The following is a 15,661-nucleotide window of genomic DNA, read 5'->3' on the forward strand; positions in this document are numbered from 1 at the left end:
ATCGTTAATTTCTGAGAACGTTCTGCACGGAATCAGTTCCGGATCGCGTCCGGGACAGCGGATTCGGTTGCCGACCCGCCTGCAGGCCAACTGATCCGACGTGCAGGGCCGCCCGGCGGTCGCATCCACCCCTGCCCGGCGCCGTCGTCGAGAAGCGGCGGCAGGCCCCGCTCGGTCACGAGCGCGCGGTACTCGGTCGCCCCGCCTCGGACGAGCACGACGGCCCGCTCGCGGACGGGGGCGGCCAGCGACCAGTTCGCGGACCACCCGTCGGCACTGCCCACGAAGACCGTGGGCGTCGCGGACGTCGCGGTCGCCGGGCCCACGTCGACCGGCGCGACAGGCGAGCCCGGCACCACCGGGACGACGATCGCGCCGAGCGCTCCGAACCGCTCGGCGTCGCCGGCGGGGTCGACCGTCACGACGGCGTACCGACCGCCCTCGGCGAGTTCGACGGGTGGCGTTGCACCGGCGGGCGAGACCCCGAACTCGTGAGCGTCCGGGCGAGGGTCGACGGGACGAGGGCCGGCCGCGGCCGATGCGGCCGCAGGCAGGGCGCACTGCACGCGATGACCGCGCCACTGCCCCGCCCCGGGGACGTCGTCGGCCCGCCACAGCTCCCCCACTCCCCCCGCCTGCAGCAGGTCGGCCTTCGTGGGCTGGCGCAGGAGCAGGCGCGCGCCGAACGCATCGCGCAGCTCGTGCGGGACGCCGAGCCATTGCACGACCGACGCGACCACCGCGACGCCGCGGCCGCGGCCCTCTCGCGCGAGACGGCCGATTCGCTCGAGAGCGAGCGCGCGGTAGTCGTCGGGCCAGGTGCGGAACCGCCGATCGAGGTCGTCGATGATCACGAGGTGCGGCAACCGGACGGCCGAGTGCGCGGCGATCGCATGCTCGAGCGACTCGAGCGTGTCCCACACCTCGCTGCGGGCGCCGGTCAATCGGACGACCGACCCGGGACCGCTGCGCCGCGTCGCTGATTCGCCGAGCGAGGCGAGCACGCTCGACCGCCCGCTGCCGGGCGTCCCGGCGACGAGCAGGTGCCCGTCGGACCCCGCGCGCCACTCGGCAGCACCGCGCCGCTGCCGATCGGGTTCGTCGACGATGCCGAAGACGAGTCCGGCCTCTGAGCCTCCCGCCGCGGATCGGCCTGCGATCGAGGCGGTGAACGCTGCGAGCTCCTCGCTCGTGATCACCGCCGGGAGCGGATCGAGCCACGGGCGGCGCGCCCTGCCGAGGCCCGCGGCGGCGACCTTCGCCCCGAGCACGGCGGCCTGGTCGGCGACGGCCGACTGGAACAGCATGGCGTCGCCGTCGCCCCGATCGATGACGCCACGACCGGGCGCGTCGGGCGGGATCGCGGCCGCGGCCTCGGTGCCGACGACCGCGAGGCTGTCGGATCGCTGCATGACTCGGAGCGATACCCGGATCGCGCAGTTCGCCGTGATCTGCTCGCGCACGACGCCGTTCGGTCGCTGCGAGGCGAGCACGAGGTGCACGCCGAGCGAGCGTCCCCGCCCCGCGATGTCGGCGACGACCGCGCCGAGCTCCCCGAACTGCTCGATCATCGCCTGGAACTCGTCCACGACGATCACGAGCCTCGGGAGATCGACCGCGTCGGCCAGTTCGCGCACGTCGCGCGCTCCGGCGTCGGCGAGCACCGACTCACGATGGCGCAGCTCCGCGCGCAGGCTCTCGACGGCGCGTCGCGCCTCCGCACCGTCCAGGTCCGTGACCACACCGGTCACATGCGGCAGCTCGCGGATGGGCTCGAACGCGGCGCCGCCCTTGAAGTCGACGAGCAGGAACGACACCTCATCCGGCGCGTACGCGCGCGCGAGCGCGGTGAGCCAGGCGAGCAGGAACTCGCTCTTGCCGCTGCCGGTCGTCCCGCCGACGAGTGCATGCGGGCCGTGCCGCACGAGGTCGAGCTCGAGCGGGCCGGTCGCCGTGCACCCGACCGCGACGGCCAGGCTCGCACGCTCGACGCCTCTGCGACCGGCTGCCGGCGCAGGCAACTCGGTGAGCGCGACGCGACTGGGCAGCAGCGACGCCTGCGGACCCGCGATCCGCTCGGCGAGCGCGGCGGCCGACTCGCTCCACCCGCGCGCCGCCGCGCGCGACACGAGCACGGGCTCGATCGTCGCCGGCGCGGCGCCCGTCGTCGTCTCGAGGCGGGCGCGCCCCGGGCCCAGCAGTCGCACGACGGCTCCGAGGCCCGGCGGAAGCGACCCGACGTCGCTCGCGATCACGATGCGCGCCGCGGCCGGCGCACCGACGCGCTTCGCCTGTTCGGGATCGGCCACCTGGTCGACGACGCGGATCGGACCCGCCGCGCGCCCGGAGGCCGGTGCGCCGACGCGCACCGCATGCCGCACCGAGCGGTCCCGGTCGCCGCCGTCGCCCGCGTGCGGCAGTCGAGCGGCCCACGCCCACTCGGGCGCGTCGGGGAGGTCGAGCTCCACCGTGCGCGGATCGGCGTGGTGCGCGCACGACACGAGGGCCGCGCGGGCAGCCGCCCGCGCGAGTCCGGGCGACCCGACGAACGCGATGCCCTGCGACGCGTCGACCACCACCGGTGCGCCGCCGAGCCGGGCAGCCGCTTCGAGCACGGCGCGGTCGCGGGCATCGGCGACCACGCCGTCGACGCGGACCGCGCTGCGCACGGCGCCGACGCCGACGACGACCGGCCCCGGGCGCTCGCCTGCCCAGGCAGGCCGGACCGCGCGCTCGACCAGTGCGGCAGCCGATGGGGTCGCCCGCCAGGCCGCACGGCGCTCCTCATCGTGACGGGCGTGGATCTCCGCCTCGAGCGACGCGAGCAGCCCCGCACGTTCGAGCTCCGCACGGCGCCGGCGACGGCGGACCTGCCGACGAGCGTCGAGCACCGAGGCGACCGCCACCAGCGGCCCCAGCGCCGCGAACATGAGCGAGTACATCGACCCGGTGACCGCCCACAGCGCGATGGCCCCGGCGACGGGCGCGACCGCCGCGAGCATCGGGAAGCCGGGTCGCTCCGGCTCGGCCGGCGCCGGCGGCAGGCTCAGCGGCAGATGCACGACGGGTTCGGCGAGCTCGGTCTGGTCCACCCGGTCATCCGAACATCCGTGCACCCCGGTCGTCGTGCGTCCGCCGCCCGCCGTGCACCGATCCGGCCGCGACGCGACTGTGGAGGACGGGTCAGTCCACCGAGAAGTACTGCTCGGCGAGCTCCACCCGGCTGCCGCGAGGCACGAGATAGCGGCGGCCGGGCTCGCACCGGAGCGCGCCGTCGTCGGGACGTCGCACGACGGTGCCGTTGCTCGAGAACCGGTCGGCGACCCACATCGTTCCTTCGTGCTCGCCGAACTCGAGATGGGTCTTGGAGACCGAGAGCGTGTGATCGGCGATCTGCACGAGGTGGTCGAACCGTTCGCCGGGCTGCGGCATCGGCTTCCGGCCGATGAGCCCCGAGCCGAACACCGTGCGCGTCTCGCCGGTGCTGAACCGAAGCGAGAAGCGCGGGCGACCGGGCTCGGCGACCGACGGGTCGGCCGGAGCCGGTGCATCCTCGATGGGCTCGGCCGGCCGGAATCCCTCGATCGGAACGCTGATCACCCCGCTGTTGCGCTGCGACGTGCGCGGCAGCCGCTCGACCCGGGTCGTGTCGCCCGGACGCGGATCGGGCCTGCGGCGCGACTCCGGGGTCGCGCTCGTCGAACTGCCGCACTCGCCGCAGAACATCGCGTCGGCGGGCAACTCGGCACCGCAGATCCGGCAGTTCACGAACGCACTCCTCTCCGGCTGACAGCGTACCCGCCGAGCGAGTTGAGCGAGATCGCCGCCCGGAGCCGGTCGCGAGTACTCCGCGAGACGCCGAGTCGACGGCGGAGCTCGTCGACCGTCTCCCACACGCGGTGGTCGTCGCCGTGACCCGGTCCCCCGGGTGCGTAGACCGCACGGTCGACGACGGACGCGAGGACGAGCGGGGCGAGCCCGCCCACCGTGGCCGCCTGCTCGGCGCGCGTCGCGGTCGGCACGATCGCGTACCCGTAGTCCGCGGCCGAGTCGGCGAACTCGAGCCAGCCGCCCTCGATGCGCTCGACCGCCGTCGGCGCGCGTCGGCGCAGGCGACGCCGCCGGAGTTTCGCCACCACGATCGCGAGGAAGGGGCTGCACAGGGCGACCGCGCCGACGAGCACGATACCGGTGATCTCAAGGCCTGCGAACATGGCTTGCAGCCAATCGTCGCCGTCGTCGCCGCCATCCGGCGTCGAGCCGGGACCGGCATCGTCGTCGACGAGCGGCGTGCGCTCCGCGGGCGGCGGCAGCACCGACTCGGGGCGCGACACGACCTTGGCCTGCTCGGGCTCGCGCTCGGGGATGGGTCGTGGCACGGGATTCGGATCGATCGGCAGCCACGCCCCGTCGGAGGTCTGCACCTCGATCCACGCCTGCCGGTCGGCGCTCGTGAAGCGCACGCTCCCTGTCGAGGCATCCCGTTCGGAACCTGGACCCGGCAGGTAGCCGACGACGACGCGTGCCGGGAAGCCGATCTCGCGGGCCATGAGCGCCGCGGCGACGGCGTACTGCTCGCCGTCGCCGACCATCGGCTGCTCCGTCACGAGCTCCTCGATCCGGTCGAGCGCGTGCCCCGACCGGCTCGGCTCCTCGCCCTCGAGCCCGTGGCTGACGTATCCGTCGCGATGGAATCCCTCGATCACCCCGGCGAGCCGTTCGCCCGGCGTCGCGGTCGCCGGCGCCCACTCGTCGATGAGGTCGACGAGGCGAGCAGGCAGTTCGGGAAGGGGCGGCATCACGCTCGTACCGGGTTCGAGTGATGCGAGGTCGGACGGCGACGCCGGGACCACCGAGTCCGCGACGTACCGGTCGCCCGACCGGAGGCCGTCGACGACCGCACCGGTGCCAGTGGCGTCGTTGTAGAAGTACGACTCGGCGAGCCGGTCGGCGCGGGGCCCGGCGAACTCGATGCGCTCGAGCCGGCCGATGCCCGGCACCCAGACGTCGCGGTAGCCCTCGACGGCGACATCGATGCGTTCGGTCGTGCCGCCGTCGACGGGCTGGTCGAGCCGGTACGGCACGCGGCTGAACCGGCCCGACGGACCCGAGCCGTCGGAGCCGCCGACCGAGTACACGATGCCGTCGTACGTGTCGAGCACCGCGACCACGAGTCCCGCACCCTCCGGCAGGCCGCGCACGTCGAGCATCGGCTCATCGGCGGAGTCGGGGGCGAAGGCCGTGCGGAACCCCGCGAGCGGGCTGTCGTGATCGTTCGGCTCGAACGGCGGCTGCAGCTCGGCGCGGACGACGCTGCGCGGCGGCGTCGGCAGCGCCACCGCCGCAGCGGTCGCCCCGACGAGCGCGACGGCGACGAGCGCGGATGCCCCGAGCACGCGCCGTGCGTCGGCGAGCGTCGTCTCGACTCGGCGGCCGCCCGCGATCGCCCGCCGGTCGGCGATCCCGATCCGCACGAACCACGCGACGGCAGCGACGAAGAATGCGAGGCCGGCCTCGAGGGCGAAGTCGTCGTGCACGACGCCGAGCGCGATGCCCGCGACGAGCAGCAGCGCGGGCGGCAGCGCCGCGGCGGCGGGGCGGTTCGTGCGCAACGCGATCGTGACGGCGACGGTCGAGGCGACGAGACCGAGCAGGAACGGCGGCACGAGCAGCGCCTGATACGAGCCGACCGGCACCGCGATCGTGACGAGCTGCTTCCACGACAGGGCGGCGCCCGCGACGAGCTCGACGAGTCCGTCGGGCGTCGGCAGCACGCCGAAGAGCGCCCGGTCGGGCACCGCGACCGGAACCCCCAGCACGAGATACGCGGCCACGACGGCGACGGCGACGAGCCAGGCGGGCCACGACCAGCGCGCCCCGGCGAGGCCGATCCCGCAACCGGCGAGGATCGCCGCTCCCGCGGCGGCGAAGAACGCGGGGCTCTCGTAGATCGGCCACCACGGGATCATCGCCGCCGCGAGCATCGCCGCGACGAGCGCGATGCTGATCGCGACCGACCAACCCCGAACCGGTCCGGGTCCCATCCGCGCCGTCATGCGACCGAGGCCGATCTCGCGAGCATCGCACGCAGGTCCTCGAGGTAGCCGATGCCGAACACGGTCAGGCCGCCGACGGTGCGTGCCGTCGGCTGCGACTCCGGCGCGCACTGCACGGCGACCACCTCGACCCCGGCCGGTACCCGGCTCGCCGCCGAGCGCAGCGGACCGACCCCGCGTGCCGAGCCGGTGACGAGGAAGGCGAGCGAGAGCCCGTGCAGCGTCTCGGCCGCGCTCCGCGCGACGTCCGGCAGCGGCGCGACGCGGTCGTCGCGCTCGACGACGCAGAGGGCGTCGACGAGCCGGTCGCGGGAGACGGTCGGCAGCTCGCGCATCGCACCCGTGCGACCGGCGTGGCGCCCGGACACCACGAACGCGACGCTCCGCGCGTCCCGGATGGCGCGCGCCCCGACCGATGCCGCGGCGCCCACCGCGAGCTCGAACTCGGCGTCGTCGGTGTACGCGCCGGGCTCGAGGTCGAGCAGCACCATCAGCCGGCTTCGCCTCGACTCCTCGAACTGGCGCACCATGAACGTGCCGGTCTTCGCGCTCGACCGCCAGTGGATGTATCGGCGGTCATCGCCCGGCAGGTACTCGCGGAGCGCGTGGAACGCGATGTCGCTCGTCGTGAGGTCGCGGGTCGGCGATCCCTCGAGGTCGCGGATGAACCCCGTGCTGAGCGCCGACACCGCCACCGTGCGCGGGTGCACCCGGAGCTCGGCCGTGTCGGACCAGACGATCTCGCGCCGCATGAGCCCGATCGGGTCGGCGCGCACCGTCCGCGCCGGTCCGATCGGAACGATCCCGCGCCGTTCGGTCGGGATGCGGAGCACCTCGTCGACCGTGCCGCCGCGCGGCAGGCCCGGCAGCACGCGCTCGATCACCCGTTCGCCGACCGGGACCTCGAGCTGCACGCCGCCGAAGCGCCGCGGACCGGGGTTGCTCGCGACGAGGCGCGCCTCGGCGTGATCGCCGACGACGACGCGAGGCGTCGGCAACGACAGGCGGACCTCGCCGGCACCGCGCCCGACGAGCCACAGCGCCGCGACCGCGACGAGCACGACGAAGGCCCAGCCGAGCGCGATGATCTCGACGAGCCCCCAGCTGTAGCCGACGGCGAGCGAGACGGCCGCCGCTGCGGCGACGGACCAGCCGAGCGGCGTGACCACGCCGCGCACGGCGGCGGTCCACCGCATCGCCGCGCCGGCGGCGGATCGACCGCCGAGCACCGCACGCGCGATGACGACCGCGAGCAGGCCCTGCTTCCGTGCCTCCTCGGGGATCGTCGTTCGCGTCGCGGAAAGGCTCACACGACCTGCTTCGTCGATGGCGGCGGGGTCTCGATGAGCACCTGCGCGACCAGGTTCGACGTCGTCACGCCGTCGAACTCGGCCTCGGGATCGAGGATGAGCCGGTGCGCGAGCACCGGCTCGGCGAGCGCTTTCACATCGTCGGGCACGACGTAGTGCCGGCCGCGGCCGGCCGCATGCGTCTTCGCCGTCCGGATGAGCGCGAGCGCGCCGCGCACGCTCACGCCGAGTCGCACCTCGCGGGCCGTGCGGGTCGCGTCGACGAGGCGCGAGACGTAGTCGTGGATCGTCGGATCGACGTACACCGTGCGCGCGAGCGCTGCGAGGGCGACGACCTCTTCCGCGTCGACGACCGGCTCGACCCGCTGGTCGTGCGCGCGCTGGTCGGCCCCCTCGAGGATCCGGATCGTCGACGCGTGGTCGGGGTAGCCGATCGACGTGCGCATGACGAAGCGGTCGAGCTGGGCCTCGGGCAGCCGATAGGTGCCGGCCTGCTCGACCGGGTTCTGGGTGGCGATCACCATGAACGGGTGCCCGACGGGATGCGTCTGCCCGTCGACCGTGACCTGTCCCTCCTCCATCACCTCGAGGAGCGCCGACTGGGTCTTCGGGCTCGCCCGGTTGATCTCGTCCGCCAGCACGATGCTCGCGAACACCGGGCCGGGGTGGAACTCGAACACCCCCTCGCGCTGGTCGTACACCGTGACGCCCGTGATGTCGCCCGGCAGCAGGTCGGGCGTGAACTGCACGCGATTGCTCGTGCCCGACACCGACTGCGCCATCGCGCGGGCGAGCGAGGTCTTGCCGGTTCCCGGCACGTCATCGAGGAGCAGGTGGCCTTCGCTGAGGAGGGCGGTGAACGCGAGCCGCACGACGCGGTTCTTGCCGAGCAGCACCTCCTCCACGGCGCCGACCAGCCGGTCGAGCGTCGCAGCGAAGCCGGCGGCCTCGTCGGGGGTCATCGTCATTGCTTCTCCTCGTTCTTCGCCTCGTATCGCGCGCTCACGCCGGCGATCCTGACATCCAACCAGACCGTGTCCCCTGGCCCGGCCCCGACGATCTCGCAGCTCGTCGGGGTCTGCGCGGGGCGACCCCGCGCATCGCCGTCCACTCCGCAGCTGAATTCGACCGGGAGGCCAGAATTGTCGGGCGCGTCCGTCCACGACCACGTCGAGCGGCGGGAGTCCCACTGCCGGCTCGGCAGCGCGAACGTGAGGGTGGGCGACTCTCCGGCGGGCAGGATGTCCGACCAGCGTCCGCAGCTTCCCCAGACGGTGCACCCGCGCACCTGGAACCGGCCGGTCTCGCCGAAGTCGAACCGCTCGTTCAGCAGCTCCCGCAGCCAGCCGGATCCGCGGAACTCGCGCTTCGTTCCGGCGATCTGCGTCCCCTGATCGTCGACGCCCACGATCTCGATCCGCGAGGCCGCGACGTCGACGTCGTCGATGTAGCGGTCCCAGACCTCCGGCCCGTTCCACGCCATCTCGCTGTCGACGCCGTCGACGCCCCCGGGGCCCGGCCGCACGACGGTCCCGGCGACCGCGGTGTGCGCGCACCCCGCCCGGTTGTAGCCCCAGACGATGAACGAGTAGCGGGTCGACTCCCCGGCAGTCCCCGAGAACCGCAGGCTGGATGCCTCGGGGCCGACGCGGACCGTCTCGGCGACGCTGCCTCCCGACGACGGGGGTACGACGCTGCCGGGCGCCGGCGAGGTGACCTGGCATGACTGCGCCCCGCTCGGAACCCCGGTCGCGCCGTCGACGAGCCGCTGCACGAAATAGCCCGCGACGGCGTCGCCGTTCGCCGCGAACGGCGACCAGGTGACGGTCACCGCGCCCGCGGCCGCGTCGCCCGCGACATCGATCGATCCGGCGACGGGCGGCCCGAAGGGCGTGCCGGCGGTCGATGCCGCAGTCCACACGGCGAGCGCGGGATACGCCTCGTTGCGTGCGCTGACGCTGACGGGTACCCGGCTGCCGTTCGCGAGGGCCTGCGAGTCGACGCGGCATTCGCTCGGCGTGCAGGCCGATGCCGCGGCCACCTCCGTCGCGACTCCGGCGACCGTGACCACGTACGAGTGCACGGGGCTCCCCGATCCCGTCGCGACCGGGTCCCATTCGATGCCCAGCCGCCCGTCCAGCGGGAGCGCGGTGAGGCCGCCGGGAGGGGCGGGGATGACGTCGGACCAGACGGGTCCGGGCGCGACCTGGGGATCGGAGAAGCCGATGCCGTTGCGCGCCCGGATGCGTACGTCGACGGCGTTCCCGCGGCCGTTGCCCGCGGTGTCGACGGTGCAGGTCGTGGCCTGGCACATCGTGGTGGCGAGCGCATCGCCCGTGCCGGGGTCGGTGAGCGCGATCTCGTAGCCCGTGATGGGCGAGTTGTTGAAACCGCCGGCCCCGAAGGCGACGTCGAGCGTGCCGTCGCCGAAGCCCGTCACGGTCGGCGCGACGACGGGATCCGGGCGGTCCTGGACCGAAACGGTCACGGAGCCCCAGGCTCGTCGCGACGCCTCGCCCGTCGCGTCCTCGACCTGATACCGCACCGTCGTGTTGACGGGCGGCGCATCGGCTGCCGCCGTCACGGTGAGCGTCGAACGATCGGCGCTCGGCGTGATCTCGATGCCGTCGCCGATTCCCTCGAGGTCGACGGCGACGACGCGCAGCGGCGTCTCGGGGAACGGGTTCGTCTCCTCGTCGTTCGCGAGCACGTCGATCGTCGTCGTCCGCCCGCGGGCTGCGATCGCCCGGTCGTCGATCGGGCTGGCGACGGGCTTCGTCGAGGGCACGACGCGCAGCTCGATGCGCCCGCCCGAGCCGGATCCCGACGCATCGGCGACGTCGACGACGACGGCGGACCGCGCGCCGATCGGGGTGTCGGCGCGCGCTGCGACCGTGAGCTCGTCGCCGTCGAGACGCACGTCGAAGCCCTCGGCCTGCGGCGGCAGCACCCGGTAGCTGAGGTCCGCCGATGCCGTCGCGGCGGGCGGGCTCGTCAGTCGGCGCAGGTCGATCTGCTTCGTCTGGCCCGGCTCGAAGTCGATCACGGTGCCGGTGATGGCCGGCGGCTCGTCGTCGTTCGCACGCACTTCGATGGGGATCACGATCGTGCCCGTGCGCGCGGTCGGGTCATCGGGGCCGTCGCCGTCCGTCACGGTGAACGAGATCGAGGCCGGACCGGAGTAGCCCTGCTCGCTTCGGAACCTCAGGGTGTCGCGATCGACCACGAGCGAGGTCCCGTCGCTGTGCGAGGCGAGCACGCTCGCCTCGTCCGTGATGTGGACGGGCTTGCCGGACGCGGCGATGACGAAGTCCGCGAGTTCGAGTTCGACGCTCTCGCCGCTCGCGACCTCGACATCGGGCGCATCGGCGCGCAGCTGCGGCAGGGCGTCGTCTCGTCCGGGGACCCTGATGAAGGCATAGGCCACCAGGCTCGGGTCTTCCGGGTGACTCACGACGAACGGCACGACCCGTCGACGGTCTTCGATCTCGACCCTGATCGACCCGTCACGCAGCACCTGGGCGCCACGCCGGTACCCGTCGACGAGGTCGACGCCGACGTCGTCGACGTCGCCGTCGGCGAGGAAGACGTTCTCCAGCACCGGGACGACGACGGACTCCTCGCCGACGATGTCGGTGAGGCCGAGCACCGTGTCGGATGCCTCGGGCCGGGCGAGCGGGGCATCCGGGTCCGCGACCACCGTGAGGAAGGCCGTGGCCTGTCCGAGCGCCTCGTTCTCGATCGTGTAGATGAAGGAGGACTTGCCGGAGCCGGGCGGGACGTCGACCTCGATACGCCCCTCCTCGACGGTGCGGGCCGTCGCGTCGCCGCGGTTCCTCGTGACGCGGATGACGCGCAGATCGCCGCCACCGGGATCGGAGTCGTTGTCGAGCACCTGCACCGTCACAGTGCGGTCCGGACGCACGGTGACGAGGTCTTCGACCGCGATCGGGGCGGCAGGCCGGTCGACGCGCGGAGCGATGCCGACGCGCACCGTGCCCTCCGCGCGGGCACCGAGGGCGTCGACGACCGAGTAGGCGAATTCCTCGGTGCCGGACGCGTAGACGCCGGCCCGGTAGTCGAGCCAGTCCGGGCCCGTCGCTTCGACGACACCGCGTTCTGGATTCGACTGCTGGCCGAGCAGTTGCACGGAGTCGCCGTCGGGGTCGACGCCAGACAGCGGGACGGGGATGCGCACCTTCTCACCCGCGATGACGCGCGCCGTCACCGTCTCCGGTACGGGCGGTGTGTTCGTCTCGGGTTCGGCCTCGCGGACGGAGATCGTGACGACGGCATCGGCGACCTGGCCGCCCGACTCGATGCGGTAGCGCGCACGGTAGTCGCCCGCCACCTCGGGGGCGAAGTAGCGCAACCGTTCGCCCGACGCGAAGAGCAGTCCGGCGTCGGGCTCCTCCACGAGGTCGGGAACGAGTTCGAACGGCAGCCCGTCGGGCTGCTCGTCGTTCTCGAGCACGGGGATGTCGATGACGTCGCCCGTGCGCATCGAGATCGTGTCGGGCGCCGCGACCGGAGGCTGGGCGGCCTCGGGTTCCGGTATCTCGACCAGCGTCACCTGGCCGGCCGCCTCGGCGAGCCCGTTGCTGACCCGGTACCCGAACACGGTCGAGCCGGTCTCGAGCGGTGCGATGAGCGTCACCCGCAGCAGCCGGTGGTCGACGACCTCGACGCGGAATCCGTCGCCCGGCCGGGACCGCTCCGCATCCGTCACGACGAGGACGCCGCCGGTCGGGTCGATGTCGGTCGCGAGCACGTCGATGTCCGCCGGCTGCCCGACTCGCACGAAGGCCGTGTGCGGCACGGTGACCGGAGTGGTGTCGCGGTCGGGTGGCGCCTGCACCTCGACGCGGACGAAGCCCGTGGCCGGCGTGGCTCCGTCGGTGACGGTGTACTCGAGGTAGTGGGTGCCGATCTCGTCGCTCGTGAACCGGAAGGTGCCGCCGTCGTAGTCGGGGGTGATCGTCACGTCGGGCTTCGCCGGCACCGCGCTGAGCTCGACCCGGCCGCCGCCGCCTCGCACGTGACGCAGCGGATCGATGACGATCTCGCGGCCGGCCGTGGCCAGGGCGATGAACGGCTCGGCTTCGAGCGGGACGGCGCCGGCCGGATGCACGTCGACCTCGAGCGTGCCGACCGTCTCGTCCCGGCCGTCCGAGACGACGAGCGAGACCGTGCGGCCGTCGCCCGTCCCGCCGCGCTCGATGAACCCGACCGTGCCCTCGGCCGTCGACGAGACCTGATCGGGCTCCGCGACCTCGGCGCGCCGGAGGAACATCGGGTCGCCATCGGGATCGACCCAGTCGCCGAGCACCGCTGTCGACACCCGCTCGCCGACTCCGACGTCGGCACGGATCGATCGACGCTGGACCGGCGGCGCATTCTCCTCCGCGGCGCGTACCAAGACCGCCACCGAGGCCCGGCTCGAACCGCCGTGCCCGTCGTCGGCGGAGTAGTCGAAGCGCACGGTGCCCGCTGCGTCCGCATCGAGGGTCAGCTGGAGCTGCTGGTCGTCGGAGATGACGTCCAGCCGCGCCCACTCGGGCAGCTCCGCGTCCACCCCGGCGATCGCGAGCACGTCGCCGTTCGCGTCGTAATCGTTCAGGAGGACGGGCAGCACCGTCGTCCGGCCCGGTCGCGCGCCGAACTCGTCGTCCTCGGTGACGGGCGGCGTCCGGCGCTTCTCGATCTCGGGATCGCGGTCGGGGTCGTTGCGCTCGACCTCGCGATCATCGCGCTCGGTCTTCATCAGTCGCTGCCAGTCGTCGATGCGCTCGAAGCCGCGATCGGCGACCCAGGTCCGACCGTTGGCGCGGTCGTTGAGCACGATGGCCCGGCCGTTCTCGGCGAATGCGAGCTCGTCGCTCGCCGCGCCGAGTTCGACGGGCCGGTCGCCGTCGTCGCACGAGCGCCACGCCGAACCGCCGGCCCAGGCCGCGTACACGCAGCCCGAGTGCACGACGGGCGCCGCGGGCGTCCCGTCGAGATCCGTCACGGCCGAGCGCACTGCACCGCTGTCGAGATCAACCGCGACGAGCCCGCCTCGATGCGCGATCCAGACCTCATGGCCCTCGTCGGCCGGAACCTGCAGCCGAGGCGCCGCCGACGCACCGATCTCGTCGGCGAGCTCGACCCGGCGACCGTCGAGCTCGAGCACCCGGTCGTCCGCGTCGAAGACGGCCCAGCGACCACCGACCGAGGTCAGCTGCACCTCGTGGTCGGTCGGGAACGGTTCGAGCGACCAGTCGGCGGCGATCTGGTCGCCGTCGGCGGCCGAGACCTCCGCGAGATCGCCGGTCGACGGCGTGTACGCGAACAGCAGGCCGGACGGCGCGGCCGAGATGACGGCGCCCGGTCCGAAGTTGAGATCGGAGTCCGCGCTCTCCTCGAAATCGGCGAAGTCGTCGATCGGGGTCGTCCAGAGCTCGCCGTCGGCGGCGATCACGACCTGGTCGCCCGCGAGCGCGATGGTCGAGGCGTCGGGGGGAACCGGCACGGTGTCGGTGAGGGTCGAGTCCGCGGCGTCGACGACGCCGACGCTCGAGCGGTCGGGGTCGAACACGAGCACGGTCGCGCCGCGCTGCACGATCGTCGAGCCGCCGCCCGTCTCGACCATCGAGTTGAGCTCGAGCGCGGCGGTGCTCGCGCGGCCGACCGACTGCAAGCGCTCGTTCGCGACCCAGACGGCGGCGTCGCCGAGCTCGACGCGCTGCGCCGCATACCCGCCGCTCGTGACCGCGATCGTGGCGACGACCGCGACGACGGCCGTGACCGCGGCCGCGGTGACGATGGCGGACCGATGACGACGCGGGATCGCGAGTCGCATCACCCGACCCCTTCGACGTCGACGCAGCGCTCGGCGCTCGGCGTGCCCGGCTTCCCGTCGCGTGTGACGGTCACGCTCGCGCACACACGGTCGCGACCCGCCGCATCGACCGACAGGATCGTCGCGCGCTGGATCGGCGATGCCTCGCCGTCGACGAGCACGAGGTACGCGTCACCTTGGCGGAGACCCGGATCGCTCCACTCGAACGTCACCTCTTCGCCCGCGGCGGCGCCGCGCAGATCGGTGACGACCGGAATCGTTCTGGTGTTCTGGATCACCGTCGCGATGCCCGCCCCGACGAGCGCGACGAGCAGCACGGCCGCGATCGAGATGCCCCATGCGAGTCGGCGAGCGGTGGGTGGTGTCGATCGCGCGCGACCCGCGGTCGTCTCCGCCGACGCCGGATCGACGGTGGTTCGCGCGGCTGATCGCCGTCGCCGCCGCGCCTGGTCGATGCCGGAGCGGGCGGGACTCACGCGGGTCCGCTCGTCGAGGTCGACGGCGGTCGCGAGCGCCCAGTCGTCCATGGCCACCTCGATCGGCGTCTGCGGGAGCCCGAGCTCCTCCTCCACGGCCTGCAGGTCGCGGATGAACTCGAGCGCCCCGGACTGTCGCGCCTTCGGCTGCTTCGACATCGCCCGGGCGAGCACCGCCTCGAGGCTCGCCGGCACGTCGATGCGGCCGGTCGGCGCGAGCTTCGACTTCCCGATGCGTGCCGTGATCGCCTGCGGCGAGTTGTCGCCGCCCGGGACCTCGAACGGGCTCCGCCCGGCGAGCAGCGAGTAGACCGTCGCTCCGAGGGCCCAGACCTCGCTCGCGACGGTGCCGCTGGTCTCGTCGCGGAGCACCTCGGGTGCCGACCACGGCACCGAGAGTCCGACCGCCTCGGTGGTCTCGGCCTGGCCGAGCGTTGCCGCGATGCCGAAGTCGCTGAGCACCGGGTGACCGTATGCGGTCGTCAGGATGTTGGACGGCTTGATGTCGCGATGCAGCACACCGGATCGGTGGGCCGTCTCGACGGCGCTCGCGACGCGCACCCCGATCGAGAGCACCTCACCGAGCGGCAGTTGCACGGCACGGTAGCGCTGGCCGATCGAAGCCGAGCAGTACTCCATCACGAGGTACGGGCGTCCGTCGGCGGCAACGCTCGCCTGGTACACCGTGAGGATCGAGGGGTGCGAGCTCAGCTGGGCCATCAGATTCGCCTCGGCCTGGAACATCTGCCGGAGGTCGTCGTTGACCACGCCGGCGAGCAGCACCTTCACGGCGACGAGCCGGCGCGGCATGTTCTGCTCGTAGAGGAACACGTCGGCGAAGCCGCCCGAACCGAGCACGCGGATGAACTCGAAGCCCGGAAGGGTCGGCGGGGTGGACGGCAGTCGTCGCGACACGATCCTCCCAGTGTTCATCGGGACAGCGCTCATCGGGACGGCGCGGCAGGGTTCGGTGCCGAC

At 73.3% G+C, this 15,661-nt stretch carries 7 protein-coding genes; all 7 read right to left on the reverse strand.

Annotation, left to right across the window (positions count from 1 at the left end; all coding sequences use genetic code 11):
- Positions 1 to 32 precede the first annotated feature (32 nt).
- The 7 genes from LR269_RS14465 to LR269_RS14495 all read right to left on the reverse strand — a co-directional run bounded on the left by LR269_RS14465 (position 33) and on the right by LR269_RS14495 (position 15,598).
- On the reverse strand, positions 33 to 3,092 hold the full coding sequence (locus LR269_RS14465) for an FtsK/SpoIIIE domain-containing protein (RefSeq protein WP_231431458.1): 3,060 nt from the start codon (positions 3,090 to 3,092) through the stop codon (positions 33 to 35).
- Between the two features lie 91 nt (positions 3,093 to 3,183).
- Entirely contained in the window at positions 3,184 to 3,768 is a 585-nt protein-coding gene (locus tag LR269_RS14470; RefSeq protein WP_231431459.1) for a zinc-ribbon domain-containing protein, read from the reverse strand.
- The gene (locus tag LR269_RS14475) at positions 3,765 to 6,044 is read right to left on the reverse strand and encodes a transglutaminase domain-containing protein (protein WP_231431460.1); all 2,280 of its coding nucleotides are present in this window, start codon (positions 6,042 to 6,044) and stop codon (positions 3,765 to 3,767) included. Before LR269_RS14475 ends, LR269_RS14470 begins: the two co-directional genes overlap by 4 nt.
- Before the next feature lie 8 nt (positions 6,045 to 6,052).
- Positions 6,053 to 7,366, reverse strand: coding sequence for a DUF58 domain-containing protein (locus tag LR269_RS14480; protein WP_231431461.1), 1,314 nt, complete (start codon positions 7,364 to 7,366; stop codon positions 6,053 to 6,055).
- Complete coding sequence (locus LR269_RS14485; protein ID WP_231431462.1) at positions 7,363 to 8,334, reverse strand: MoxR family ATPase; 972 nt, start codon at positions 8,332 to 8,334, stop codon at positions 7,363 to 7,365. Before LR269_RS14485 ends, LR269_RS14480 begins: the two co-directional genes overlap by 4 nt.
- Entirely contained in the window at positions 8,331 to 14,207 is a 5,877-nt protein-coding gene (locus tag LR269_RS14490) for an Ig-like domain-containing protein (RefSeq protein ID WP_231431463.1), read from the reverse strand. The genes LR269_RS14485 and LR269_RS14490 overlap by 4 nt, the downstream gene beginning before the upstream one ends.
- Entirely contained in the window at positions 14,207 to 15,598 is a 1,392-nt protein-coding gene (locus LR269_RS14495; RefSeq protein ID WP_231431464.1) for a serine/threonine-protein kinase, read from the reverse strand. The genes LR269_RS14490 and LR269_RS14495 overlap by 1 nt, the downstream gene beginning before the upstream one ends.
- Between the last annotated feature and the right edge of the window lie 63 nt (positions 15,599 to 15,661).

Origin of the sequence: Agromyces sp. S2-1-8 (assembly GCF_021129215.1) — a bacterium.
Taxonomy (GTDB): domain Bacteria; phylum Actinomycetota; class Actinomycetes; order Actinomycetales; family Microbacteriaceae; genus Agromyces; species Agromyces chromiiresistens.

What these genes read in the sequence shown, in the direction of transcription:
- LR269_RS14475 (WP_231431460.1), bottom strand. Translation starts at nt 6,044, where the DNA reads ATGGGACCCGGACCGGTTCGGGGTTGGTCGGTCGCGATCAGCATCGCG.
- LR269_RS14485 (WP_231431462.1), bottom strand. Translation starts at nt 8,334, where the DNA reads ATGACGATGACCCCCGACGAGGCCGCCGGCTTCGCTGCGACGCTCGAC.
- LR269_RS14490 (WP_231431463.1), bottom strand. Translation starts at nt 14,207, where the DNA reads ATGCGACTCGCGATCCCGCGTCGTCATCGGTCCGCCATCGTCACCGCG.